At 60.9% G+C, this 22585-nt stretch carries 25 protein-coding genes; 12 read left to right on the plus strand and 13 right to left on the minus strand.

Annotated elements, in window-relative coordinates; all coding sequences use genetic code 11:
- Positions 1 to 52: 52 nt before the first annotated feature.
- Positions 53 to 511 carry a GNAT family N-acetyltransferase gene (locus tag ABZN20_RS13865; protein WP_367025612.1) on the minus strand — a complete coding sequence of 153 codons (459 nt, stop codon included), beginning with the start codon at positions 509 to 511 and terminating at the stop codon, positions 53 to 55.
- Positions 512 to 670: 159 nt separating this feature from the next.
- Between ABZN20_RS13865 and ABZN20_RS13870 the strand changes: the two genes are divergently transcribed.
- The 3 genes from ABZN20_RS13870 (at position 671) to ABZN20_RS13880 (ending at position 2945) form a co-directional block, all read left to right on the plus strand.
- Positions 671 to 1816: an AI-2E family transporter gene (locus ABZN20_RS13870; RefSeq protein ID WP_255556621.1), complete on the plus strand. Its 1146-nt coding sequence runs from the start codon at positions 671 to 673 to the stop codon at positions 1814 to 1816.
- A 194-nt stretch (positions 1817 to 2010) separates the two neighbouring features.
- The gene (locus ABZN20_RS13875; protein WP_367025613.1) at positions 2011 to 2526 is read left to right on the plus strand and encodes a helix-turn-helix domain-containing protein; all 516 of its coding nucleotides are present in this window, start codon (positions 2011 to 2013) and stop codon (positions 2524 to 2526) included.
- Between the two features lie 26 nt (positions 2527 to 2552).
- Positions 2553 to 2945: a transposase family protein gene (locus tag ABZN20_RS13880; RefSeq protein ID WP_367025614.1), complete on the plus strand. Its 393-nt coding sequence runs from the start codon at positions 2553 to 2555 to the stop codon at positions 2943 to 2945.
- Here the strand turns inward: ABZN20_RS13880 and ABZN20_RS13885 are convergent.
- The 3 genes from ABZN20_RS13885 to ABZN20_RS13895 all read right to left on the minus strand — a co-directional run bounded on the left by ABZN20_RS13885 (position 2887) and on the right by ABZN20_RS13895 (position 4574).
- On the minus strand, positions 2887 to 3270 hold the full coding sequence (locus ABZN20_RS13885; RefSeq protein ID WP_367025615.1) for a hypothetical protein: 384 nt from the start codon (positions 3268 to 3270) through the stop codon (positions 2887 to 2889). The genes ABZN20_RS13880 and ABZN20_RS13885 overlap by 59 nt on opposite strands.
- A gap of 118 nt (positions 3271 to 3388) precedes the next feature.
- A complete protein-coding gene (locus tag ABZN20_RS13890) occupies positions 3389 to 3763 on the minus strand; it encodes a hypothetical protein (RefSeq protein WP_218808186.1) in 375 nt (124 codons plus the stop codon).
- A gap of 331 nt (positions 3764 to 4094) precedes the next feature.
- Positions 4095 to 4574 (minus strand): RHS repeat-associated core domain-containing protein, encoded by a 480-nt coding sequence (locus tag ABZN20_RS13895; protein ID WP_367025616.1) that lies wholly within the window; start codon positions 4572 to 4574, stop codon positions 4095 to 4097.
- 237 nt (positions 4575 to 4811) lie between these two features.
- Between ABZN20_RS13895 and ABZN20_RS13905 the strand changes: the two genes are divergently transcribed.
- The gene (locus ABZN20_RS13905; protein WP_367025178.1) at positions 4812 to 6203 is read left to right on the plus strand and encodes an IS1380 family transposase; all 1392 of its coding nucleotides are present in this window, start codon (positions 4812 to 4814) and stop codon (positions 6201 to 6203) included.
- Between the two features lie 213 nt (positions 6204 to 6416).
- On the opposite strand, the gene ABZN20_RS13910 is transcribed toward ABZN20_RS13905, so the two are convergent.
- The 7 genes from ABZN20_RS13910 to ABZN20_RS13940 all read right to left on the minus strand — a co-directional run bounded on the left by ABZN20_RS13910 (position 6417) and on the right by ABZN20_RS13940 (position 15591).
- The gene (locus tag ABZN20_RS13910) at positions 6417 to 6974 is read right to left on the minus strand and encodes a hypothetical protein (RefSeq protein WP_367025617.1); all 558 of its coding nucleotides are present in this window, start codon (positions 6972 to 6974) and stop codon (positions 6417 to 6419) included.
- Positions 6962 to 7915 (minus strand): RHS repeat-associated core domain-containing protein, encoded by a 954-nt coding sequence (locus ABZN20_RS13915; protein WP_367025618.1) that lies wholly within the window; start codon positions 7913 to 7915, stop codon positions 6962 to 6964. The genes ABZN20_RS13910 and ABZN20_RS13915 overlap by 13 nt, the downstream gene beginning before the upstream one ends.
- A 181-nt stretch (positions 7916 to 8096) precedes the next feature.
- Complete coding sequence (locus tag ABZN20_RS13920; RefSeq protein ID WP_367025619.1) at positions 8097 to 8525, minus strand: hypothetical protein; 429 nt, start codon at positions 8523 to 8525, stop codon at positions 8097 to 8099.
- A gap of 6 nt (positions 8526 to 8531) precedes the next feature.
- Positions 8532 to 13052, minus strand: coding sequence for an RHS repeat-associated core domain-containing protein (locus ABZN20_RS13925; RefSeq protein ID WP_367025620.1), 4521 nt, complete (start codon positions 13050 to 13052; stop codon positions 8532 to 8534).
- Positions 13053 to 13460: 408 nt separating this feature from the next.
- Positions 13461 to 14081 (minus strand): hypothetical protein, encoded by a 621-nt coding sequence (locus ABZN20_RS13930; protein WP_367025621.1) that lies wholly within the window; start codon positions 14079 to 14081, stop codon positions 13461 to 13463.
- 361 nt (positions 14082 to 14442) lie between these two features.
- Positions 14443 to 14658, minus strand: a complete 216-nt coding sequence (locus tag ABZN20_RS13935) for an InlB B-repeat-containing protein (protein ID WP_367025622.1) — start codon at positions 14656 to 14658, stop codon at positions 14443 to 14445.
- A gap of 18 nt (positions 14659 to 14676) precedes the next feature.
- On the minus strand, positions 14677 to 15591 hold the full coding sequence (locus tag ABZN20_RS13940) for a S8 family serine peptidase (protein WP_423246446.1): 915 nt from the start codon (positions 15589 to 15591) through the stop codon (positions 14677 to 14679).
- Here ABZN20_RS13940 and ABZN20_RS13945 point away from each other — a divergent pair.
- From ABZN20_RS13945 to ABZN20_RS13970, 6 genes are all read left to right on the plus strand, one after another.
- Positions 15590 to 15745, plus strand: coding sequence for a hypothetical protein (locus tag ABZN20_RS13945; RefSeq protein WP_367025624.1), 156 nt, complete (start codon positions 15590 to 15592; stop codon positions 15743 to 15745). The two genes, ABZN20_RS13940 and ABZN20_RS13945, sit on opposite strands and share 2 nt — an antisense overlap.
- 171 nt (positions 15746 to 15916) lie before the next feature.
- Positions 15917 to 16828, plus strand: coding sequence for a sulfotransferase domain-containing protein (locus ABZN20_RS13950; protein ID WP_367025625.1), 912 nt, complete (start codon positions 15917 to 15919; stop codon positions 16826 to 16828).
- A 158-nt stretch (positions 16829 to 16986) separates the two neighbouring features.
- Complete coding sequence (locus ABZN20_RS13955; protein ID WP_423246407.1) at positions 16987 to 18579, plus strand: ABC-F family ATPase; 1593 nt, start codon at positions 16987 to 16989, stop codon at positions 18577 to 18579.
- Between the two features lie 11 nt (positions 18580 to 18590).
- Complete coding sequence (gene arfB / locus ABZN20_RS13960; RefSeq protein WP_367025627.1) at positions 18591 to 19010, plus strand: alternative ribosome rescue aminoacyl-tRNA hydrolase ArfB; 420 nt, start codon at positions 18591 to 18593, stop codon at positions 19008 to 19010.
- Between the two features lie 61 nt (positions 19011 to 19071).
- Positions 19072 to 19296: a DUF2281 domain-containing protein gene (locus ABZN20_RS13965; protein WP_367025628.1), complete on the plus strand. Its 225-nt coding sequence runs from the start codon at positions 19072 to 19074 to the stop codon at positions 19294 to 19296.
- The gene (locus ABZN20_RS13970) at positions 19293 to 19697 is read left to right on the plus strand and encodes a type II toxin-antitoxin system VapC family toxin (RefSeq protein WP_218808174.1); all 405 of its coding nucleotides are present in this window, start codon (positions 19293 to 19295) and stop codon (positions 19695 to 19697) included. Before ABZN20_RS13965 ends, ABZN20_RS13970 begins: the two co-directional genes overlap by 4 nt.
- Positions 19698 to 19746: 49 nt before the next feature.
- Here ABZN20_RS13970 and ABZN20_RS13975 read toward each other — a convergent pair whose 3' ends face one another.
- Together ABZN20_RS13975 and ABZN20_RS13980 are read right to left on the minus strand one after the other, a co-directional pair.
- On the minus strand, positions 19747 to 20799 hold the full coding sequence (locus ABZN20_RS13975) for an FAD:protein FMN transferase (protein WP_367025629.1): 1053 nt from the start codon (positions 20797 to 20799) through the stop codon (positions 19747 to 19749).
- Positions 20800 to 20904: 105 nt separating this feature from the next.
- The gene (locus ABZN20_RS13980) at positions 20905 to 21171 is read right to left on the minus strand and encodes a twin transmembrane helix small protein (RefSeq protein ID WP_218808172.1); all 267 of its coding nucleotides are present in this window, start codon (positions 21169 to 21171) and stop codon (positions 20905 to 20907) included.
- Positions 21172 to 21219: 48 nt separating this feature from the next.
- Here ABZN20_RS13980 and ABZN20_RS13985 point away from each other — a divergent pair, with 48 nt between their 5' ends.
- A complete protein-coding gene (locus tag ABZN20_RS13985) occupies positions 21220 to 21960 on the plus strand; it encodes an SURF1 family protein (RefSeq protein WP_367025630.1) in 741 nt (246 codons plus the stop codon).
- Between the two features lie 22 nt (positions 21961 to 21982).
- The gene (locus tag ABZN20_RS13990) at positions 21983 to 22585 is read left to right on the plus strand and encodes an SCO family protein (RefSeq protein WP_218808170.1); all 603 of its coding nucleotides are present in this window, start codon (positions 21983 to 21985) and stop codon (positions 22583 to 22585) included.

Below are 22585 nucleotides of genomic sequence, written 5' to 3' on the forward strand. Positions count from 1 at the left end.
GCTGTCGGCATTCGGTGTTGCCCAAAATTGGGACGGTCCGGTGGTTCCCGCATCAATCTTCATCACGCAGCATCTTCCGCAATCCGACCAGCGCCGTCCGCTGCCAGCCCAGCCGGTCGTAGAAGGCCAACGCCGGTTCGTTCGCCCGGTCCGCCAGGAGCTGCAGGCGGGTGAGGCCGGTTTCTGCCGCCCAGCGCTCGATTTCGTCCAGCAGCCGCTGCCCGATGCCTTTCCCGCGGACTTCCTGCGCCACCACCACGTCTTCGACCAGCCCCACCCGGCCGCCTTCCGCCGTGGAAATCAGCGTCTGCACCGAACACATGCCGATCACCCGTCCCTCGAATTCCGCCACCAGCACCCGGTCCGCGCCGCTCCCGATCAATAGCGCGAGCCCCCGGCGCTGGCGGTCCGGATCGAAAGCGAAATCCGCCTCGATGGAGAACAGGGTGCCGAGCAGTTCCACCATCGCTTCGACGTCACGCCTCTCGGCGGGCCTGATCATGATGTCCATGGTTTTACCTTCAGTGAACTTGAGAAAATGGGACTTGAGCCGACCGGGGATGGGCCGTCCGCCCGTGGCCGTCGGGAGCTCCGGCCGCATGGCCGAACCGCCAGGACGGACGGCTGCAAAGACGCGGCCTCGAACCGAAACCTTAAAGGAGCCTCGCAAATGAACACAAGTGAAACCGTGGCGTCCGACGGGATGCTGGAAAAAATGATTTCGCACAAGCTGATAGATCTGTTCATCAGGGTTGGGCTGATAGGTTTTCTCGTCATTTATTGCTATCAGATATTCAAGCCATTTATCGGCTTGATGCTGTGGTCCGTCATACTGGCGGTGGCGTTTCATCCCATGCATGTCTCGTTGGCCCGAAGGATGGGGGACAAGCAAGGCCGTGCCGCGACCGTCCTGGTACTTGCGATACTCTTGTGCGTGCTGATTCCCACCGCGCTTCTTGCCGTATCCTTCGCCGATTCGGCGACCGACCTGGTACGGCAGGTCCGGGACGGCAGCCTCAAAGTGCCGGCTCCCCGCGCTTTTGTTGCGGAATGGCCTTTGCTGGGAGATAAGCTGTACGCGCTCTGGTCGTCCGCATACGATGATGTCGGTAGTGTGGCCGCGAAATTCGAGCCCAAGATTCGCTCCGTCACCAAAGAGATATTGGGTTACGCGGCCAGCGCCGGTTCCGCGGTATTGAAGTTTCTGGTTTCCCTGGTGCTTGCGGGCGTCTGGATGGCCTACGCCTCGTCCGGTTATGTGGCGGCAAGAGCCATCGCCAACCGGATGGCGGGGCCCGAGCAAGGGGATGCCCTGGTCAGGCTTTCGACGACGACCATTCGCGCCGTGGCGCAAGGCGTGATCGGTATCGCCTGTATTCAGGCGCTGTTGCTGGGTGCCGGCTTTATCCTGGTCGGCGTTCCAGCCGCGGGGATTCTGGCATTATTGGTTTTACTGCTGGGTATCATGCAAGTTCCAGCCCTTTTGATATCGCTGCCGACGGTCATTTATGTCTTCATGACCAACGACTCCACGATGGTGGCGATCATGTTCGCCATCTATACGATCGTTGCCGGCTCTGTCGATAACATACTCAAGCCCTTCATGCTGGGGCGGGGCGTGGACGCCCCGATGCCGGTGATTCTGTTGGGTGCGCTCGGCGGCATGGCGACCGGCGGCATCATCGGCCTGTTTCTGGGGTCCGTCATGCTGGCGCTGGGGTATCAATTGTTCATGGCCTGGGTGTATGACGATAACCAACGAGAAAACGTCGGAGGTGTTTCCCGGCGAAAGCCCATGGACTCCTTTATTGAGTAATGCTAGACGTTGCAAGTTCGCGGCAGGTTTCCCTCGGGGCGCCGCTGGCCTTGTCGGTGATGCCGGTCAGCCGGTTTTCGGCTATTTCGCTATTGGTAGATCTTTATCTGGATAGCTAATAGAGTTGCTTCCGTTGAAATAAATGGATTTGTTGTGGTATAAAACAATTAACAACAATCGAATGATGTCAGCCAATGATTTTTGAAAAGTTCATGGAAGAAACCAGTGAGCGTACCGTCAGAGCCCTGATCGGAATGAGTAAGGCGCAATTCGCCAAGCTTTGCCCTATCTTTGAGGAGGCTCATGCGGAGATTCAGCAAGAACGCGTTCAGCAAGGCGAAATAAAACGGGTACCCAAAGGTGGCCATGTGGGCTATCTCGATCGGATAGATAAGAAGCTGTTCTTCATTTTGCATTACCTCAAGACCTACTGTACCTTCGATGTCCTGGGCTTTCATTTTGGCTTCAGCTCGGGACACGCGCATCGCCATGTGGCGCAACTTCTGCCCGTGTTACGGCGCAGCCTGGCGAAACTTGATCTGCTGCCCGAGCGGGAGCTGACGACCCCGGGAGAGATGATGAAGCTGATTGAAAAACATGGAGATATCATCATTGACGGGGTGGAATGCAGTTGCGTCAGGCCGCAGGATGACGATCAGCAGAAAGCCCACTATAGCGGTAAAAAAAACGCCATACGGTTAAAACCCTAGTCATTTCGACCCTGGCACGGCAAATTTTGTTCGTTGGAAGTATCGTGGCCGGCAGTGTTCATGATTATGCGCTGATGAAGCGATGGTTCGATCCTGCCTTATCATGGTTTGACGGTGCCGATGTCTGGTTGGATTTGGGGTTCTTGGGGGCCGCTTCCGATTATGGGAATAAAGCCAGAATTCACCTGCCTCATAAGAAACCCAGAGCCTCCAAGAACAATCCTCATCCCGCGTTGGCAGATCAACAAAGGCGCGAGAACAAAAAGCAAGCGCGAACTCGCATCTCCGTCGAACACTCCATTGGAGGAATGAAGACCTTTCATTGCTTGATGCATCGCATTAGAAACCGACTCAGTCTATTCATAGATAGCTTTTTCGGGCTTGGCGCTGGCCTTTGGAATCTAAAAATTTCTTTGTAATCATGCGGTTATCATCGGAAACAACTCTAATAAATATGCGAGAACTTTCTAGCGAAAGGCGTACTCCATCAACTACCAGAACCTTTCCTTCAAAACCGAGCGGATAAAACTCCTTCTGTCCACTGATGCCGTAAATTGCTTCATGTAATAATGACCTTGCAAAATCGTACATGGCTATGCGCGAAGAGAAATCCAGCAGAATATCTCCATTGTCTGAATCTACCTTCGCGCTGAGGAAATTCTCCTCATTTTTCGAAACCTCTTCCAATGGTATTTCATCACCATCTTGAGTAATGCGGATTTCTGGATTGAGTGAGTCGGTCATGGCTTAACAACTCCATCTTTTTCCATCATATGTATCCACCTTTCCCATCAGGCACGATTGCATATTTTCGATGGTAAAGAGAAAGCCCAGCTTGGCCGTAAGGCCGGTTGGGTTAGCACTACCTTTGCGAATTCAAAAGCTCTGGTTCGGATAGAGATACAACATCAACGATTTCTTCGCCTGCGAATACGAGAAAGTGCTTGGCTTTTCCTACATCCCGAGTGCGAAGGCTTTCTTCAATTAACCAAGGAAGCAACTCGCTCTGCTCGTCTACCAGAATAAGAGCGCGCTCCGTTCCAAGTTCTTGCAGTAATCTCAGGCGAATTCCCTCATCCAATATGCGAGTAAGCAAGACGTCGCGAAAACGAATTTCAACAACTTGGGCTCTGTCACGATCCAGTCCATCGATTCGCAATTCTCCATCATCATAAGTAAGCCTCAAAGGCCCCACTGTTTTGGATAGTGGATAATATGTCTTGTATCTATTGGTCATATCGAATTTTGATCCTGGTTCTGCCGCCTGACTGGATTTCGATTGTAGGTCTACCGTCGAGGGACGGTCTTACAATTACAGTGCTTCCATCCGGAAGGGTTCCAACCCGACTCCGTTTCCTTTGTCAGACACACCTCTCGGATTCAGCGAGTCGAAGTCCCCGTTGGCTGTATCCGCATTCCCAGGCTTTATTCTTATGTCTGTATTTCCTTTAGTAATTCGGTCCCGGATCGTATCAGGTACAGGGCAAGAATCACCGCCATCAGCATTCTCATTTTTATGGGGATCGAAAAGATCCCGTATCCACTTAGGCCAAAATGGTGCGTTCCAGTCATAGCCGCCTATTCCTGGGGTTACGCCCGCAATGGGTGGGGGCGGGAACAGGAACGGCAAGTAAACCATCAGGATCGGCTAGGGTAACAGGATTATTCCCCACATACGCATACAAATTCACCCCACCGGCCTCGCCGATCGGGTCGCGCGACAGCCAGCGTCCGGTTCTCGGATCGTACGCCCGGTATAAAGTCAGGTACAGCCCGCTCTGGGCGTGTCGGAACATGCCGGCATAGCCCCTGTCCGTTGGCGTGCCGGTTTGCTTCACGGTCTGGCCGTAGGCGCTGTAGTCGCTGGAGCCCAGCGGGAAGCCGGTGCCGTCGACCGCGTCGGCGACCGAGCCCAGCTGGTCCCTGGCGTAGTACAGCTTGGTGTTGCCCTGCAACTCGCCCTGCGGGTAGTAGCGGCGGATGATCCGGTCCTGGCCGTCGCGGGCCTGGCACAGCACCTGACCGCACCAGAGGTAGCGGGTTTCCACCGGGGCGCCGCCGGGGCCGCTCCTGTCGATGACGCCGACCCGGCGCGACAGGCCGTCGTAGCTCAGCTGGCTGGTGGCGCCGCTGGCCTTGTCGGTGATGCCGATCAGCCGGTTTTCGGCGTCCCAGGTGTAGCTAACCCGGATATTTCAAGAAAGTGGGCGAATCTCGCTTAACCAATTGATATAATTGGAGTTGCGCCAATAACGCTTCGTACGAAGCCTAAACGAGACCGCCCAATGAGTGATTCTATCCCGACCCAGCTCCGTTTTCCCACCGTCGCCGGCTTCACCGTCCGTGCCGACTTCGAAGGCGGCGCGGTGTCCAGCGACTTCGGCGCCCTCCTCCTGCAGGGCGTGGATCGGCAGACCGGATTGATCGCCCGTCTGGCCTCGGCCATTCAGGATCGCCGGCACCCTTCCTACATCGCCCACAGCTTGGCCGACCTCCTGCGTCAGCGCATCTTCCAGACCGCCTGCGGCTATGCCGACGGCAACGACGCCAACAGCCTGCGCCACGATCCCGTGTTCAAGCTGGCGGCCGAGCGGGCGCCGTTGGATGCCGACAACGCCCTGGCTTCCGGCCCCACCTTCTCGCGCTTGGAGAACGGAGTCTCCCGCAAGGACATCTACCGCCTGGCCCGCGCCTTCGTCGATGCCTTCATCGCCAGCTACACCACCCCGCCCGCGGTCATCGTCTTGGACATGGACCACTCCGAAGACCGCACCCACGGGCAGCAGGAACTGGCCTTCTACAATCACCACTACGGCAGCCACTGCTATCTGCCGCTGTTCTTGTTCGAGGGCCTCTCCGGCAAGTTCATCACCGCCGTGCTGCGGCCCGGCAAACGCCCCACCGGGCGCGAGAACGCCGCCATCCTCCAGCGGGTCGTGCGCCGCCTGCGCCAGGCCTGGCCGGATACCCACCTCGTCCTGCGCGGGGATGGCCATTTCGCCAACCCGGAGTTGATGGCCCTGTGCGAAGCCGATGCACGGATGGATTTCCTCTTCGGCCTGGCCGGCAACCAGGTGCTGACGCCCAAGGCCGAGCCGCTGCTTGCCAAGACGCGCGCCTTGCATGCGCAACGCTGTGATTTCGCTCGCCGCGCCGAACAGCCCGAGCCGGCGGCGACCCGTTTGTATGACGAGGTGGCCTACCAGGCCGGTTCCTGGCCCAAGGCCTATCGGGTGGTGCTCAAGGCCGAGGTCATGGGCCTGGGGGACAACCCGCGCTTCGTCGTGACCTCGCTCGCCGACCCGACGCCGGAGGCGCTGTACCGGGATCTGTACTGCGCACGCGGCCAGGACGAGAACTTCATCAAGGCGGTGAAGAACGATCTGGCCAGTGATCGCACCGCCGACCATGCCTTCCTCGCCAACCACCTGCGCCTGTTCTATGCCTGTGCCGCCTACAGCCTGATCCACAGCCTGCGGGAGCACACCCTGTGCCACACCGAACTGGCCAAGGCGCAGCCCATGACCCTCATCCTGAAGCTGTTCAAGCTGGCGGTGCGGGTGGTGCAGTACAAGGACCGGATCAAGTTGCACTTGCCGAGCGCCTGTCCGGTGAAGGCGCTGTTGCACCGGGTCACCGAGATACTCTATCTCGTCCGACCACCGGCCATGGCCTGAAGCGCGCCGTCACCCTCAACCGAGGAGGATCCGGCAGGACTCGGAGGGTTGATTGCGTCCAGTGTCTGGATTCCGGCCACCACCCCCGCGAAAAGAGGCAGGTCGAGGGGCTGCCCATGCCTCATGGGGGGCGTAGGTCAGTTCGGTGGACTGAAAAAATAGGCAGCTGGCCAAGCTATCGGGCGCAGGGGGCATTTTTATGAAACATCCGGGCTAATTAATCCCTGGCAAAAAAATCGGACAATCAAGCTGCCTTAACTGGTCATGCGGTAAGGCGGTGTATTGAATACGCATATCTGTATCAGGCCATTTCATGAAGTCAATAAACCCGCCAGCTTCAAATGACTTCAGTTTTGTAAAGGGAGGGTCGCTTACATCAAAGACTACTACGACCCTTGCGGGTAATTGGTGATGTGTAGCTTGAAAGACCGTCAACTCTAGTACGTTTTTAGAAAGCTCAGCCTTCAAAAAACCAGCTTGAGATGTCCAGATATATGTTTTTGGCACAAAATATAGTTTACCTTCTTTGTTCGGCATGCACTCATTCAATGAGATACGCTCTAGGCTGCAGGCTCCCAAAGCACAATGAATTTTGAACAAATAAACGCCATGCTTGCTATCTAAAGCTCCGGAAACGGTGGCGGCGACTTCTATTATGATAGGGATGCTGATGTTTTGGACACTTTCATCGGTGCGTTTTGCAAATGCATACTCCTGAAAAAGCAACATGCCTGACCAGAAAAAAAATAGCGCTCGCGTTATTTTGGACATATATGCCCTTTGAGCTTTCGCTCTCTGTTGAATCTGGCTATAAGGCTTTTTGTTGTTCTCCGGGCTGCCTCGTCATATGCATATCCTTTTCCGTTGTCATCTGGTTGACGCGGGTCATATAGTCCAAGCGAAAAATGCACGGCTTCATGGATAATAGTATCCAGAAGTTCAGCTGCTTCAGAATCCGTAAGCGGCTTTAGATATTTATCGTCCAACTGGGTGCCAACTCCGGGAAGAGTATTTCCACTAACTTCCCTTTTTCCGCCATCTATGTAGCCAAGATCTATAATCACGTAGCTATCGGGGAATTTGAGATCTTTCTGAGTATCAATAGCTATTTGTCTGGCAATATCAATATCGCGCTGCGTGAGCCCCAGCAGATCGATTCGGTTTATCGGATTATCTCGAACATACGCATACAAATTGACCCCACCCGCTTCCCCGATCGGATCGCGCGAAAGCCAGCGGCCGGTTCTCGGATCGTACGCCCGGTACAGGGTCAGGTACAGCCCGCTCTGGGCGTGCCGGAACATGCCGGCGTAGCCTTTGTCGGTTTGCGTACCGGTTTGCTTCACGGTCTGGCCGTAGGCGCTGTAGTCGCTGGAGCCCAGGGGGAAGCCGGTGCCGTCGACCGCGTCGGCGACCGAGCCCAGCTGGTCCCTGGCGTAGTACAGCTGGGTGTTGCCCTGCAGCTCGCCCTGCGGGTAGTAGCGGCGGGTGATCCGGTCCTGGCCGTCGCGGGCCTGGCACAGCACCTGTCCGCACCAGAGGTAGCGGGTTTCCACCGGGGTGGCGCCGGGGCCGCTCTTGTCGATGACGCCGACCCGGCGCGAGAGGCCGTCGTAGCTCAACTGGCTCGTGGCGCCGCTGGCCTTGTCGGCGATGCCGATCAGCCGGTTTTCGGCGTCCCAGGCGTAGGTGCGGGCGCCGTCGTCGAGCACATTGCCGTTGGCATCCCGCGCCCACAGCTGGCCATTGGCGCTGCTGATGGCGTTGACGTTGTCGACCGTCGCGGTCCAACTGCCGGTGAGTCCGCTCTTACCGGTCAGGTTGTCGGCGGTGTCGTATCAGCGTCAGCTTTCATGCGTCCGATTACGCTGCGGCACTCCGACCGACGGGTGCTCATTTTGATTGCCATTTGTTAATTATCTCATAAGTTTTTGCGTCAATCTTATAGTGGTGAGCCCCAAAAACATCAGGCGCTCCTGGCCTCATTGTGCCGCCAACAGCAATCTCATAATAGCCGTCCTTAAGTTCTACATAGAAATCATAATTATCAATATCAGACAGATATTCGGCCTGCTCACTACTCCCTCTGGAGCGACTCATGAGTTTGTTCTTAAAGTCCTGTTCATATACGGCGTGAATCGCCCTGAAGTAATTTCCTTTAACGAGAACAAAATTGCATTCCAGTGCTTTCTTATAGCACTCCATCTTTGTCTTGCCATTATTTTCGTCTGCCAAAAGCTTTGCGGGTAGTAGCAAAAATAGAACAGCGGCAACATGGGCTCTAGCTTCACGTGAGCGCACTCTATTCCAGAAGGTCATCATCTTATCCTATTTATGACTCTCGCCAGGACAGCACTGGCCCGTCTGCAAAGTCGTTACCGACCCGTTGCCCGAGTAGTTTGGATCGGGGTCATATCGCTTAACAAAGCCACCTGGTGTGCCAAGATAGCTAGGTAATTGACGAAAATCTGACTGCCAGACATCTGAACGCTCCCCTCTCGAAAAATCATCCTCGATATTCGCCTTGGTACATTGTCCATGGGTATGATAATAGCTAATGGCATTCGACTGACCACCTGGAGGATAGCTGGGGATTGATTCTGTGTCGAAAGCAGACCGATTTGGAACCGTTGCGTAGTATAGACCATCGTCGCCCCGATACATGGTGCCAGCCCATTCTTTAGGATCGTGGGGATATTGACTGTATACCCAATTTAACGCATCAATAGCCGCTGCATCCATAGTCGGGAATGGGTCGCCTGGTTTCAAACCCAGCAGATCAATCCGATTCACGGGATTATTCCCCCCATACGCATACAAATTCACCCCACCCGCCTCGCCGATCGGATCGCGCGACAGCCAGCGGCCGGTTCTCGGATCGTACGCCCGGTACAGGGTCAGGTACAGCCCGCTCTGGGCATGCCGGAACATGCCGGCATAGCCTTTGTCCGTTTGCGTGCCGGTTTGCTTCACGGTCTGGCCGTAGGCGCTGTAGTCGCTGGAGCCCAGGGGGAAGCCGGTGCCGTCGACCGCGTCGGCGACCGAGCCCAGCTGGTCCCTGGCGTAGTACAGCTGGGTGTTGCCCTGCAGCTCGCCCTGCGGGTAGTAGCGGCGGATGATCCGGTCCTGGCCGTCGCGGGCTTGGCACAGCACCTGTCCGCACCAGAGGTAGCGGGTCTCCATCGGAGTGGCGCTGGGGCCGCTCCTGTCGATGACGCCGACCCGCCGCGACAGGCCGTCGTAGCTCAGCTGGCTGGTGCCGCCGCTGGCCTTGTCGGTGATGCCGATCAGCCGGTTCTCGGCGTCCCAGGCGTAGGTCCGGGCGCCGTCGTCGAGCACGTTGCCGTTGGCATCCCGCGCCCACAGCTGGCCGTTGGCGCTGGTGATGGCGTTGACGTTGTCGACCGTCGCCGTCCAGCTGCCGGTGAGCCCGCTCTTGCCGGTTAGGTTGTCGGCGGTGTCGTACTGGAAGGCTTCCAGAGCGCTGCCGGTCTGCAGGTGGCTCCAGTCGGTGGCGCTGCCGGTGTTGCTCCAGCCGCCGAGGATGAGGCCGCGGCTGCTGCCGGTGAGCCGGTCGGCGGCGTCGTAGTCGTAGCGGTCCCCCACCAGCAGGGGGATGATGGAGGCCGCGGTGACCCGGTGTTCGGGGGAGTGCTGGTAGAAGAAACTGCGCCCGGCCCACAGGCTGAGGTAGCCCCGGTTGAGAATGCCTTTGAGCTGGCGGTCGTTGAGGTTGGTTTCGTACTGGTAGTCGACAGTGAAGCTCTGGCCGGCGAGGCTTTGCCGGGTGGGCTGGCCGGTCTGGCCCAGATACCCGTAGTTGAAGGTGCCCAGGGGACTGGCATGGCTGGTGAGGCGGCCCAGGGCGTCGTAGGCGTAGGTTTCGGTCGCGCTGTCGACGCTGCGGTTGAGGGGCCGGCCCAGGACGTCGTAGCCCGTGTGGACGCTGGCCACGGGACCGCTTTGGCCGATTTCGTCGCTCAGCTTGCCCGCGCCCGGCTGGCCGGCCGGATGGTAGGCGTAGGTGGTGAGGCCGGTGCCGTCGAGCATGGCGGTACGGCGGGGATAGTAGGGGTCGTAGCTGAAGCTCACCGGCGGCGTCGCGTTGAGGGCGTTTTCGTAGCTCAGCCCGGTCAGCAGGTCGTCCATGCCGTACTGGAAGCGGCGGGTCTGGCCCAGGGCGTCGGTGACGCCGTCGATGCGGCTGGCGTTGTCGTAGGTGATTTGGGTGCGGCTGCCGTCGGCCAGCACTTTGGCGGTGACCCGCCCCTCGATGTCGCGCTCCCAGGCGGTCAACTGGCCGAGCGGGTCGGTGAGGGTTTTCAGGCGGCCGTCCTCGTCGTAGCCGTAGCGGGTGAGGCGCCCGAGCGGATCGGTGGCCCCGGTCTGGCGGCGCAGCGCGTCGTAGCTGTACTGGGTCACCCGCCCTTCGCGGTCCTTCTGTGCCACGGGGTCGAGCTTGTCCCAGGCGGTGGTGCGGGTGGTGCCGTCGGGGTAGGTGAGGGTGGTGAGGCGGTCGAGGGCGTCGTAGGCGTAACCGATCTTGAGCCCTTCCGAGTCGGTGGTGCTGGCGATCCGCCCGGCGGCGTCGTAGGTGTAGGTCATCTGCGCCTTGCCCAGGGGGTTGACGATCTGCGTCAGGTAACCGCTGACGTCGTAGACGTAGCGGGTCACCTCCTGCTTGGGATTGGTGACGGTGGTGAGCTGGCCGGCGGCGTTGTAGGCCAGGGTGGTGAGCTGACCGGCCGCATCGGTGTAGGTCACCGGCAGATGCTGGGCGTTGTAGGTATATTGCGCCAGCACGTCGAAGCCGGCGGCGGTCTTCTGCTTGACCCGCAGGAGGTCGATGCCGTTGTCGGCGTATTCGTAGTCGGTTTCGCGCCCGGCGGGATCGATGACCTGGACGGGATTGCCGACGGCGTTGTAGGCCTTGCGGGTGATCTGCGTGGTCCCATCCGGCAGCACCCGCGCGATCGCCGAAGGCAGGTGCCAGGTCGCGGCCTCCCCACCCGCCCAGCTTTGGCCGGGATAGTTGTACCAGATGCGGTTCTCCAGAGGGTATTTGACGCTTTCCAGGATCGGCGAGGTCACCGACGTGTCGAGCGCGTGCAGGAAGTGCTTGATGCGCGCCTGGGTGTAATCCCCCGCCGCGACGCGCATGGCATGCTTGTCCCAGTAATAGCTGTTGCGGCCGTTGATGTAGGCGTTGAAGGTGGCGATGCCGGCCGGCACGGGGCTGTCGCTGTAGGGAATGCCAGGCGCGCCCTGCATGTATTCGACGCGTTCCCGTTCGCCCAGCGGGTCGGTGATCTCCAGCCAGCGGCGCGAACCGCTCTCGCCGTAGCTGAACCGGGTCTCGCCATAGGGCGTGTTCATGGCGGTGATGAAATACGCGGCATCGTAGGTGAAGCTGGAGCGCAGCCCCATGGGATCGGTCAGGGCCGAGAGCCGGCCGGCGGCGTCGTATTCGATGACGGCGCTGCGTCCGAACGGGTCGGTCACGCCGGTGACGAGCAGGGGGTTGGCGTTGAGGTATTGAAACGTGGTGCGCTGCCCCAGGGCGTCGACGATGGCCGTCAGCCGCAGCTGGGCATCGTATTGCAGGCTCACGGCGTTGCCGGCCCGGTCCACCCGCTGGGTCAGGAAGACTTTGCGCGGATAGACGGCGCTGCCGTCGGGCTGGCCGTAGATCTCTTTCGATCCGTCGGACAGCCTGCGCTCGTAAACGCTCGCGGAAACCCGGACCAGTTGCGAGCCGTCGCGGGTTTCCGGTGCGAACGCGCCGGTGGCCGCGTCGTAGCCGGAATACGTACGCAATCCGCCCCCGGCCACCGCACGGGTGACCTGGCTCCCCGGACTGGCGGGGTTGTCCTGGATGTAGGACAGCCAGTTCAGCGTCCATTTCGGGCCGAGATTGAAGGCGTTGAAGACGGCGGGCTGGGAGGCTTCCCGCTGGTTGTAGCTGAACTGGATCTCGACGGCCCCGCCCTTCGGGGGTTGGTAACCCAGGGGCATGTCTTCGATATGCAGGCTCACCAGCAGGGAGTGAACGCTATAGTGCGGCATTCCCTTCGAACCGCCGCCGCCACTGCACCCCGGATCGCAATCCTTGCTGTCATCCGGCGAGGTCGCGTTGCGGTCGGTGTTGCTGGTATAGCCTGCACCGAGAACGCCGCCCGCCTCGCCGGCGCCGACCTGTCGCCATCCCGTTCGGGCGCCCGGTTCGGGAACGAGGAAGTAGCCGCTGGTTTCCTCATTCAAGACCTCCGATTCAACCCAGTGCTCACCGCCGAATACGGGGTCCTGGATTCGATAGCGCCGGCCTTCGCGCGCAATGAGGGCCGCGTAATGGCCCTGCTTGAGGTGGGCGACAGCCGGCGTCGGGATGTCGCCCGCCGAGGTGCGGAAGGCGGCCCGGTGCGGCAGCCCGGCCTGCCGGGCCAGCTGGTCCAGGGCGTCGAGGGAGGTCCCTTTGGGGCCCGCGGGGGTGAAAAGTAGACTCAGGGCCTGGGATGCGTCGGCGGTTTGGGTTTTCGATACGACGGCAGCCAGGGCGGCGGGACCGCAGCGGAAGGCCTCGGCGGGCCGGTTCCGCATCTGCCATAGCGCCTCGCGGGCCTGGGTGAGCGTCTCGGTCATGAACGCCGGGACCGGCCTGTCCCCGGATTCGTCGAGCAGCTTCGCGACTTGCTCTGCGTGACCCAGCCGGCTGTGGATGTTGAGCAGTTCGGCGAGGGCCCGGTCGATGACCGGCCGGAATGCCGCATTGGCGCGGTCCGCCCGATCCCGCCAGACCGCCTCCCATGCGCCGATGGCTTGAGTGATGCGGCCCTGCTGGGCATAGGCCAACCCTTGCTCGACTCGAAGCGAGGGCCCTCAGGGCGAGCGGGGATAACGACGCAGATAATCCGCCAGCAGTGCGGGGCGTCGGCTTTCGTGGGAAGCCCGGTAAGCCGAAGTAAGGGATGCCAGCGCCTTTGCTTCCGCGGCCGACGGCGGACGGGCAGCCACCAAGGGTTCCTGGAAATACCCGGCCGCGTCCGCGATCGCTGGAATATTGACAAGGCTATCCGCAGCGACTGCGCCTGTCGGGGCAATCATCGAAGATGCCGACAGAATCCAAACCGCAACAAACGTCTTCGTAAACCCACGCATTTTTCTCCCTCCTTTGCCGGGGATGAGATCGGTCAGGTTCTTGCAAAATCGAGAAATTCGGGGGCCGCACACTGGCGGCCGCCGCTATGAAAATGCCGGAGGCTACGGCGATCGGGGCGCTCCGGCATTTTTCAGGGGCAGCCAGGTCGTCGTATCGATGGTCGTACCTCCTGGTATCGGGGTACCTTTGACGGCATCGATTTGTTCGCCGGTATCCCTCGAAAAGGTCCCTTCCTGGTACCGGCCGAAACAGCCCTTGTCCTGGGCCTTGCACAACACGGCGATGCATCCCGTCGCGCCCCAGTAGATCGCCAGGGCCGTGGCGTCACCCTGAGGGGCTTCATGGGCCTTGCGGTGGGGCGCATAACGCACCAGATCGCCGGGCTCGATCTTGACGGTGTTGAATTCGTCACGCCCCATGAGCAAGGCGCTGGGAGAGGCGAGGGCGTTGGAGGGCGGAGGAATGACGGCGATCAGGTTTGCCGACGCCAGATAAGAGGATTTGCCCTTGGGCAAGTTGCGCCAATAACTGTGGCGCGTTGCCCACTGGTAAACTGAACCGAGTTCCTTATCGGTCCCGATATGGTCGACCTTTCCGATCACGACCGCCGGATAAGCGCCGTTTTTCAAAAGATCGCACTGCCCCTTCTGGCAGTCGATGGGCGAGGCATCCGCCGAAACCGTCCAGATTAAGGTCGTGACCGCAAGCAATCCCCATTTCATGAAAAATCCCCTCCGGTAAGGATCCAGCGTCGATAACGAAAGAAAGAAAATGCGCCACATTGTTTAGATTTAGATATTACAGTCTTAGCAAGACTAGAACGACCTCTGTATGTGTCAAGGGCGGTCTCCAGCCTTTTCGGCTTTCCGGGGGAAGAATACGGTGGCGGACGAAGCTTTCGATGCCGATGCGTTCTTGCGCAGACCGAATCCGGGACTGCCTGAGCGGCAATTCCCTTGCCTTCGAATCGCCGCGTGGCATGCCAGTCCCGCGTTACCGCACCGGCTGGAATTTCGCTTTGACCGACTTGGCCTTTTGCACCTTCACCCGGCACGGCTTCCTCCCGCTGCAGCCGCTCCCCGATCAGCCTTTGAACTTGTAGCCTTCCGCCGGCATCGCGGTCAGGAGGACCTTGGCGCCTTTTGGTACCGTAGCCGTGTAGGTTTCTTGGCAGTCGAGGCTGCCGTTATCGGCGACGACTCGTCCGCTGCCTTGAAGCACGACGGTCAAGGGGGTGCGCACTACGAAATTCGCGGAGGGGTTCTTGGCGGCGTCCCTGGAGATGGAACACGGTCCCATTCCCTGGCAATCGCCCGATCAGCCGGTGAAAGCGACAGTGGTGCCGCCGATGGCTGTGAGTACGACGGGGGTTTTGTCTGGAAACTCCGCGGCGCAGGTGTTGCCGCAGTCGATACCGGCGGGTTCGCTGGTGATGAAGCCAGAGTCGGTCCGGTTCACGGTCAGCGATCGGCGTACGACTCCCTGGGTGGCGAGCGCTTGATCGACCTGGATGCGTGGTTTGGGCGTTTGGGGGGCGGAGGCCCGTTTATCGGCGATCGCAAGGCCTGTGCTCTTGAGGGCGGCCTCGATCTGAGCCACGGTCGCGTTCGGCAGGCGGGAGCGGATGGCCGCGAAGGCGCCGGCGACGTGGGGCGTAGCCATGGAAGTGCCGTTCAGGGATTGGTACGCGCTGTCCGGAACGGACGACACGATGCCGGAGCCCAGCAGGTCGACCATCGACGCCATGTTGGAGAACCAGGAAATGCCGTCCTGCTTGGCAGAGGATCCCACCGTCGCCGCCGTGGAAATGCAGCCGGGACTCGCCACCGCATCGACATAGCCGTCGTTGCCTGCGGCGATGACCGTGGCTACTCCCGCCGAGCGCAGGTTGTCCACGATCGGCTTCAAGGGGTGGCCGTCGCAGTAGTCTGTGTATTTGCCGCCGCCGAGGCTGAGGTTCACCGAGGCGATCTTGGTCTTGTCGGATAACCCGGCGAGATTGCTGAAGACCCAGTTGAGGCCCGCGAGGACGTCCGAGGTATATGCAAGTACGCATGGGGAGCGGTTATTGCAGAGGGTGTCGTCATCGATGCGGGTGAACACCTGAACGGCAACGATGCTGCCTTCCTTGGCGATGCCATTGGTCGCTTGGCCGGTGCCGGCGGTATCCCGACCGGCGGCGATTCCTGCCACATGGGTGCCGTGGATGCAGATATTTCCCGAAGCCTCGATGCAGGCCGAAGTCGTGGGATCGGCGGCGCCCGGCCCGGTCTGGTTGGGCGTGCCGTTCGGGCAGAGCGACCGGTTCTTGCTGGCGCCGTTGGAAAAACTCGCTTCGGCAATGACTTTTCCGCTCAGAAAAGGCTATGTACTCGTTAGTAGTTGAAAACGCTTTTCAAATTTCTAACCGGCGACTCTGCCGTACCGAACGTGACATGAATCGCCATTTCCCTCAAACTTCCTAAGGCCCTGTAAAATTGAGCCGAACTCCCCCGATTTGTGGTCAAGCCGCAGATGAAGCTGTGGGGACAAAGCCGATTCCTCAGCTACCCTTATCATGAACGACCAGACGATCCGGTGGCCGCGCAAGCGGCGCGAGCTGCACAACCATCATTTCGACTCGACGATCTGGAACGACTTCAGGTTCCGCGACGACGACATCGTCATCGCCACTTACGGCAAGTCGGGGACGACCTGGGTGCAGCAGATCGTCGGCCAGCTCGTGTTCGGGGGCGATCCGGAACTGGCGGTGGCGGAGGTGTCGCCCTGGCTCGATCTGCGGGTGCCGCCGAAGGAGGTCAAGCTCCCCGTGGTGGAGGCGCAGACCCACCGGCGGTTTCTGAAGACGCATCTGCCGGTGGATGCCCTGGTCTTCTCGCCGCGAGCCAAGTATCTCTATATCGGGCGAGACGGGCGCGACGTGGTCTGGAGCATGTACAACCACCACGCGAATGCAAACCGGCTATGGTACGAGGCGTTGAACGACACGCCGGACCGCGTCGGCCCCCCGATCGAGCAGCCGCCGGCGGACATCCGTCAGTATTGGCGCGACTGGCTGGATCGGGATGGCCATCCGTTCTGGCCGTTCTGGGAGAACGTCTCGAGCTGGTGGCAGGTCCGGCATCTGCCGAATCTCATGTTCCTCCATTTCGCCGATCTGAAGCGCGACATGCCGGGCCAGATGCGCCGGATCGCCGCGTTTCTGGACATCCCGATCGACGAGGCGCGGTGGGATGCCATGGTCGAGTACTGCACCTTCGACTGGATGAAGAAAAATTCCGCGAAGAGCGTGCCCTTGGCGGGCGCCTTCTGGGATGCGGGAGCGGAGACTTTCCTCCACAAGGGAGTGAACGGACGCTGGCGGGACTGTCTAACCACGGAGGAAGTGGCGGAATACGAATCCCTTGCGCTGGAACGGCTGGGCCCTGATTGCGCCCGCTGGCTGGCGGCTGGCTCGGCACCGGAGTGAAGGGTGGCCGCGCGTTGAGCGGCGCATCCTAGAAATTCCCCCGTTGTCGGCCGGACACAGGCATAATTCGCAACATCCGCGCTTTACCCTTCCCTTGCCGGGCGGCCCAGGCCCTCCGGCTGAATCCTATTCACCATCTACTCTCCCTGGTAAGCATTTTGATCTCTACAGCCAATGTCACCATGCAGTTCGGCGTCAAGCCGCTGTTCGAAAACGTCTCCGTCAAGTTCGGCGAGGGCAACCGCTACGGCCTGATCGGGGCCAACGGCTGCGGCAAGTCGACCTTCATGAAAATCCTCGGCGGCGATCTGGAGCCGACCGCCGGCAATGTTTCGGTGGAACCCAACGTGCGGCTGGGCAAGCTGCGCCAGGATCAGTTCGCCTACGAGGACCAGCGGGTGCTGGATGTGGTGATGATGGGGCACACCGAGATGTGGGCGGCGATGTCCGAGCGCGACGCGATCTACGCCAGTCCGGACGCGAGCGAGGACGACTACATGCGGGCGGCGGAGCTGGAAGCCGCCTTTGCCGAATATGACGGCTATACGGCGGAAGCCCGTGCCGGCGAACTGCTGTTGGGCGTGGGCATTCCGGTGGATCAGCACAACGGCCCGATGAGCGCCGTGGCGCCGGGTTGGAAGCTGCGCGTGCTGCTGGCCCAGGCGTTGTTTTCCAATCCGGACGTTCTGCTGCTGGACGAGCCGACCAACAACCTGGACATCAATACCATCCGCTGGCTGGAAAACGTGCTGAACGAGCGCAACAGCACCATGATCATCATTTCGCATGACCGCCATTTTCTGAACAGCGTCTGCACCCACGTGGCGGACATGGACTACGGTGAACTGCGCGTTTACCCCGGCAATTACGACGATTACATGATCGCTTCCACCCAAGTGCGGGAGCGGCTCCTGGCCGACAACGCCAAGAAAAAGGCCCAGATCGCCGAACTGCAGGCCTTCGTCAGTCGCTTCTCGGCCAACGCGTCCAAGGCCAAGCAGGCCACCTCGCGCGCCAAGCAGATCGAGAAGATCAAGCTGGAGGACGTCAAACCGTCGAGCCGGGTCAACCCCTTCATCCGCTTCAACCAGGACAAGAAGCTGTACCGGCTGGCGCTGGAAGCGAAGGCGCTGAGCCAGGGTTACGGCGGCGATCCGCTGCTCAGCGGGCTGGATCTGATGGTCGAGGTGGGCGAACGGGTGGCGGTGATCGGCCCGAACGGCATCGGCAAGACCACTCTGCTGCGCACACTGGTGGGCGAGCTGGCGCCGATGGAAGGGGCGGTGAAATGGTCGGAGAACGTCAACCTCGGCTATTTCGCCCAGGACCACGCCGCCGATTTCGCCGAGGACATGAATCTGTTCGACTGGATGTCGCGGTGGAAGCGGGAAGGCGACGACGAGCAGACGGTGCGCGGCACACTCGGACGGCTGCTGTTCTCGGCGGACGAAATCAAGAAATCGGTCAAGGTGTTGTCGGGCGGCGAGCAGGGCCGCATGCTGTTCGGCAAGCTGATACTGCGCCAGCCCAACGTCATGGTGCTGGACGAGCCGACCAACCATCTGGACATGGAATCCATCGAGTCGCTCAACACCGCGCTGGAACACTATCCCGGCACCCTGATCTTCGTCAGCCACGACCGCGAGTTCGTCTCCTCCCTGGCGACCCGTATCATCGAGCTGACGCCGCAGGGCGTGGTCAACTACAGCGGCACCTACGACGAATATCTGCAGTCGCAGGGCCTGGAATAGGCCAGGGTCCGGTGGAGCGGCTGACCGTCAACGCGCAGGTTTCGATCCCGCTGGAGGAGATCGAAATCGGGTTCGTCCGATCTGGGGGGGCCGGCGGACAGAACGTCAACAAGCTGGCCACCGCGGCGCACCTGCGCTTCGACATCGCCGCGTCGTCACTGCCGGAAACCTGCAAGACGCGGCTGCTGGATTATCGCGACCGGCGGATTTCCGCGGAAGGGATCATCGTCATCAAGGCCCAGCGCTTCCGCACCCAGGAGAAGAACCGGGAGGACGCGCTCGCCCGGCTGCGCGAACTGATCCTGCAAGCGCTGGCGCAGCGCAAGCCCCGCAAGGCGACCCGGCCGCCGCTGGCGGCGAAGAAGAAGCGTCTGGACGAAAAGTCCAGGCACGGCGAGATCAAGAGGCTGCGGGGGCCGATCAGCGATTAGCGTCGGTTCCCGGGCGGGAGTTCCCGTGTGTTTTTTGCTCATCGCATGAAGAGGAAACGCCATGACCTTGGCTGAGACGATTTATCGGCATACGTTGAATCTGCCGGAGCATGCCGCTCGCGAGGTGCTCGATTTCGTCGAGTTTCTTGAGTTTCGCTATGGTGTGTCCGGTAACGCGCCGCTGCCGAGCGATACCGAAAACTGGCTTGAGCGGGTGTGGGGGGCATGCCCCGAGTTTCCCGACAGGCCGGCGCAACCGCCTCTCGATGAGGTGGAAGTCTTATGACGCAACGTTATCTTCTGGACACAAACGTTTGCATCGCTCTCGAACGCGGCCGTCATGCCATCTTGAGGCAAAGGGTCGCTGCGCGTCCTCTCGGCCAGATGTGCATCTGCGAAGTCGTCTGGGCCGAGTTGTTGCTGGGTGCCGAGCTTTCGGCTGATTACGGGCGGGCCCGCAGCCGGATCGAGGAGTTCAGGCATCTCGCCAGCTATCCCTTCGATCGTCGAGCTGCCGAATGCTATGCGGGAATCAGGGCCTTGCTGCAGAAAGAGGGCCGGATCATCGGTGCCAACGACCTGTTGATCGCCGCCATCGTACTGGCGAATGACCTCATCCTCGTCACTCACAACACGGGGGAATTCAGCCGGGTGCCGGGCCTCAGGTTGGAAGACTGGCTGATGTGAACGTGTGGCCTGCCGAAGGGTTCCGACCTCGGGCAAAGGGCGAGCCTTTTCATTGGGCGGGCAGAGGCGAGGCCGGCGGTATCGGCATTTCCGCGCCGAGTGCCGGAGTAAACCGCTCTTTCAACTCGCCGCTTTCGCCGTAGATCAGCAGCGCCTTGAGTCCTTCCTCTGCGGCGACGGCATAGCCCTTTTGCTCTCCCAGGCAAAGCAATGCGGTGGACCATGCATCGGCCCAGGTGGGGTCGGGATGCAGCACCGTGGTTGACAGCAAATGATGGTCGACCGGGCGTCCGGTCTTCGGGTCGAGGATGTGCGAGTAGGTCTTGCCGCCCTCCTCGAAGAAATTCCGGTAAGTGCCCGAGGTCATGATGGCGGTGCCATCCGTCTGGTGGACATCCAGTATCCGTTCGATTTCGCGGGTATAGGGCATCGGCTTTTCCACGGCGACGCGCCAGGGTTTGCCGTTGGCCTTGCGGCCCTTGACCTGCATTTCGCCGCCGACTTCGACCAGGTAGTTCTGGATGCCCTTCGCTTCCAGCAGGCCGGCCACGCGGCCGACGGTGTAGCCCTGGGCGATGGAGGACAGGTCGATGCGCAGGGTCGGATCTTTCTTGCGCAGGCGGTGGCCGGGAACGTCCACTTCCAGCTTGTCCATGCCGATGTGCGGCAGCACAGCGGCGATTTCGGTGTCGGTCGGCACGCGGTTCTGATGGCGCGAGAAGCCCCACAGGTCGAACAGGGGTTTGACCGTCAGGTCGTAACAGCCTTCGGTCTTGCCGTGTACCCGGCGGGCGATGTCGACCAGTTCGGCGATCTCGGGCGAGACGGTCAGCCAGTCGGTCGTGGCTTCGCGGTTGAGCCTGGAGATTTCGGAGTCTTCCCGGTAGTTCGAAAGCTTGAGGTCGATGTCGTTGTACACGGCATCCACGGCTTTCCTCAAATCGGCCTGATCCACTTGCAGGCCGTCCAGCACCATTTTGATGTGATAGGTGGTGCCCTGCACTTCGCCGGACAGCAGGGTTTCGCTGTCGCCGGACTGGCAGGCGGCCAATGCGGCGCCGAGTACCAATCCGCCGCAACGGCGCAGAATCGGAAGCATCATGTTGATCTCTTTAAGGGACGGTGTCGGCGTTCGAGCCGGCGCTTGCGTGGGAAAAGGAGCGCCTAGCGGGTATCATATGCCGCCTTTGAGACGCCACAAGCCGGTTCAGCGCGGATCTGCCTGGGCGGGGGCTGTGGCTCGAGGCGACGCGGCCGGTCCGTCCGGGCGCAGCCCGTGGGGACGCAGGAGGCCCAGCGCGTACCCCAGCAGCAGCGCCAGGAACAGCGCGATCGACAGGCCGATGCGCAGCGTCAGGGCGCGCACGGTCCTGGGCGAACGGCGGTCGCCGTCCTTGACCAGATAGAACAAGGCGGAGCCCAGGCTGGCGACGATCACGACCAGTACCAGCACGATGAGGATTTTAGGCAGCATGTTCGGATTCCTGGGCGGCGGACGCGGCGCACCGGCCACGGTTGCGAAATGAGGCATTATAGCTTCAAACCCGCGGGGGTTGCGGTCATCGGAATCGCGCTGGCATTGCCTCTGTTCTGCTCCCTTGGGGGCTGGCAGCTCAACCGGGCCGCCGAGAAGCGGGCGCTGCAGGCGCAGTTTGCCAGCCAGTCGGCCGAGCCGCCGCTGCGGCTCGACCCGTCCGTCGCCGAGGCCGAGCCGCCACGCTATCGGCGGGTGGCGGTGAAGGGGGAATACGATGCCGGGCGTCAGTTCCTGCTGGACAACCAGATCCACGGCGGCAAGGCCGGCTATCACGTGCTCACTCCGCTCAGGCTCGCGGGTTCGGACCTGGCGGTGCTGGTCAATCGCGGCTGGATTCCCGCAGGTCCCGACCGCCGGCGGCTGCCCGAGCTGCCGCTCCGGGCGCCCGCGGTCGAGCTGACCGGCGTGGTGGAGCGCTTTCCCGCCGTGGGCTTGAAGCTGGAAGGCGCGGAAGTCCCCGCCGCCGGCTGGCCGGCGACGGTGCAGGTCCTGGAGCGGGATGCGTTGGAGCGGCGCCTCGGGTACCGTCTGCTGCCTTACCAGGTGCTGCTGGACCAAGGGGAGGCCGAAGGCTACGCGCGCGATTGGAAGCCGGCCAACGTCGACCCGGACAAGAGCACGGGCTACGCCATCCAGTGGTTTTCCTTCGCCGCGATCGCACTGGGACTGTTTCTCCGCCATGGATTCAGGGCGGGTGCGGCGCAGGATCCAGACGTTTCTCCCTGATTTCTTGAACTATCACACAGCCATGGCACTCACTCCGACCCAGCGGCGCAACCAGCGTACCATCATCATCATCGCCCTGATTTGCATCGTGCCGTTCGCCGCGGCCTGGTATTTCGCCCGCCATCCGCAACTGGTGATGGGCGATCTGGGCAACGTCGGACACCTGGTCACTCCCGCCGTACCGTTGGGTTACGGCGAATTGCTCGCGGCGCCGGTCACTTCCTCCGAATCGATGGAGCAGCTCAAGGGCCGCTGGATCGTCCTGAGCGTCGCCGACGGCCCGTGCGCCGAGGTTTGCCGGCAGAACCTGTACAAGACCCGGCAGATGCGGCTGATGCTGAACAAGGAAATTCCCAGGGTGCGCCGTCTCCTTCTGCTGGCCGATCCGGAGGCCGCGGGGCCGCTGGCCGACTGGCTGCGGCAGGACGAATTCCTGGCCGTGGCCGGACTCGCGCCCGCCTTACGGGAAAAGCTGGAAAAGGCGGCCGGCGGCCCGCTGCAGCCGGGCCAGATTCTCCTGCTCGATCCGCTCGGCAACCTGATGATGTATTACGATGCGGATTTCGATCCGTACGGCGTGCTGAAGGACCTCAAGCACCTGCTACGCGCCTCCCAGATCGGCTGA

Source organism: Methylococcus sp. ANG, from assembly GCF_040730495.1.
In the GTDB taxonomy this organism is placed as follows: Bacteria; Pseudomonadota; Gammaproteobacteria; order Methylococcales; family Methylococcaceae; genus Methylococcus.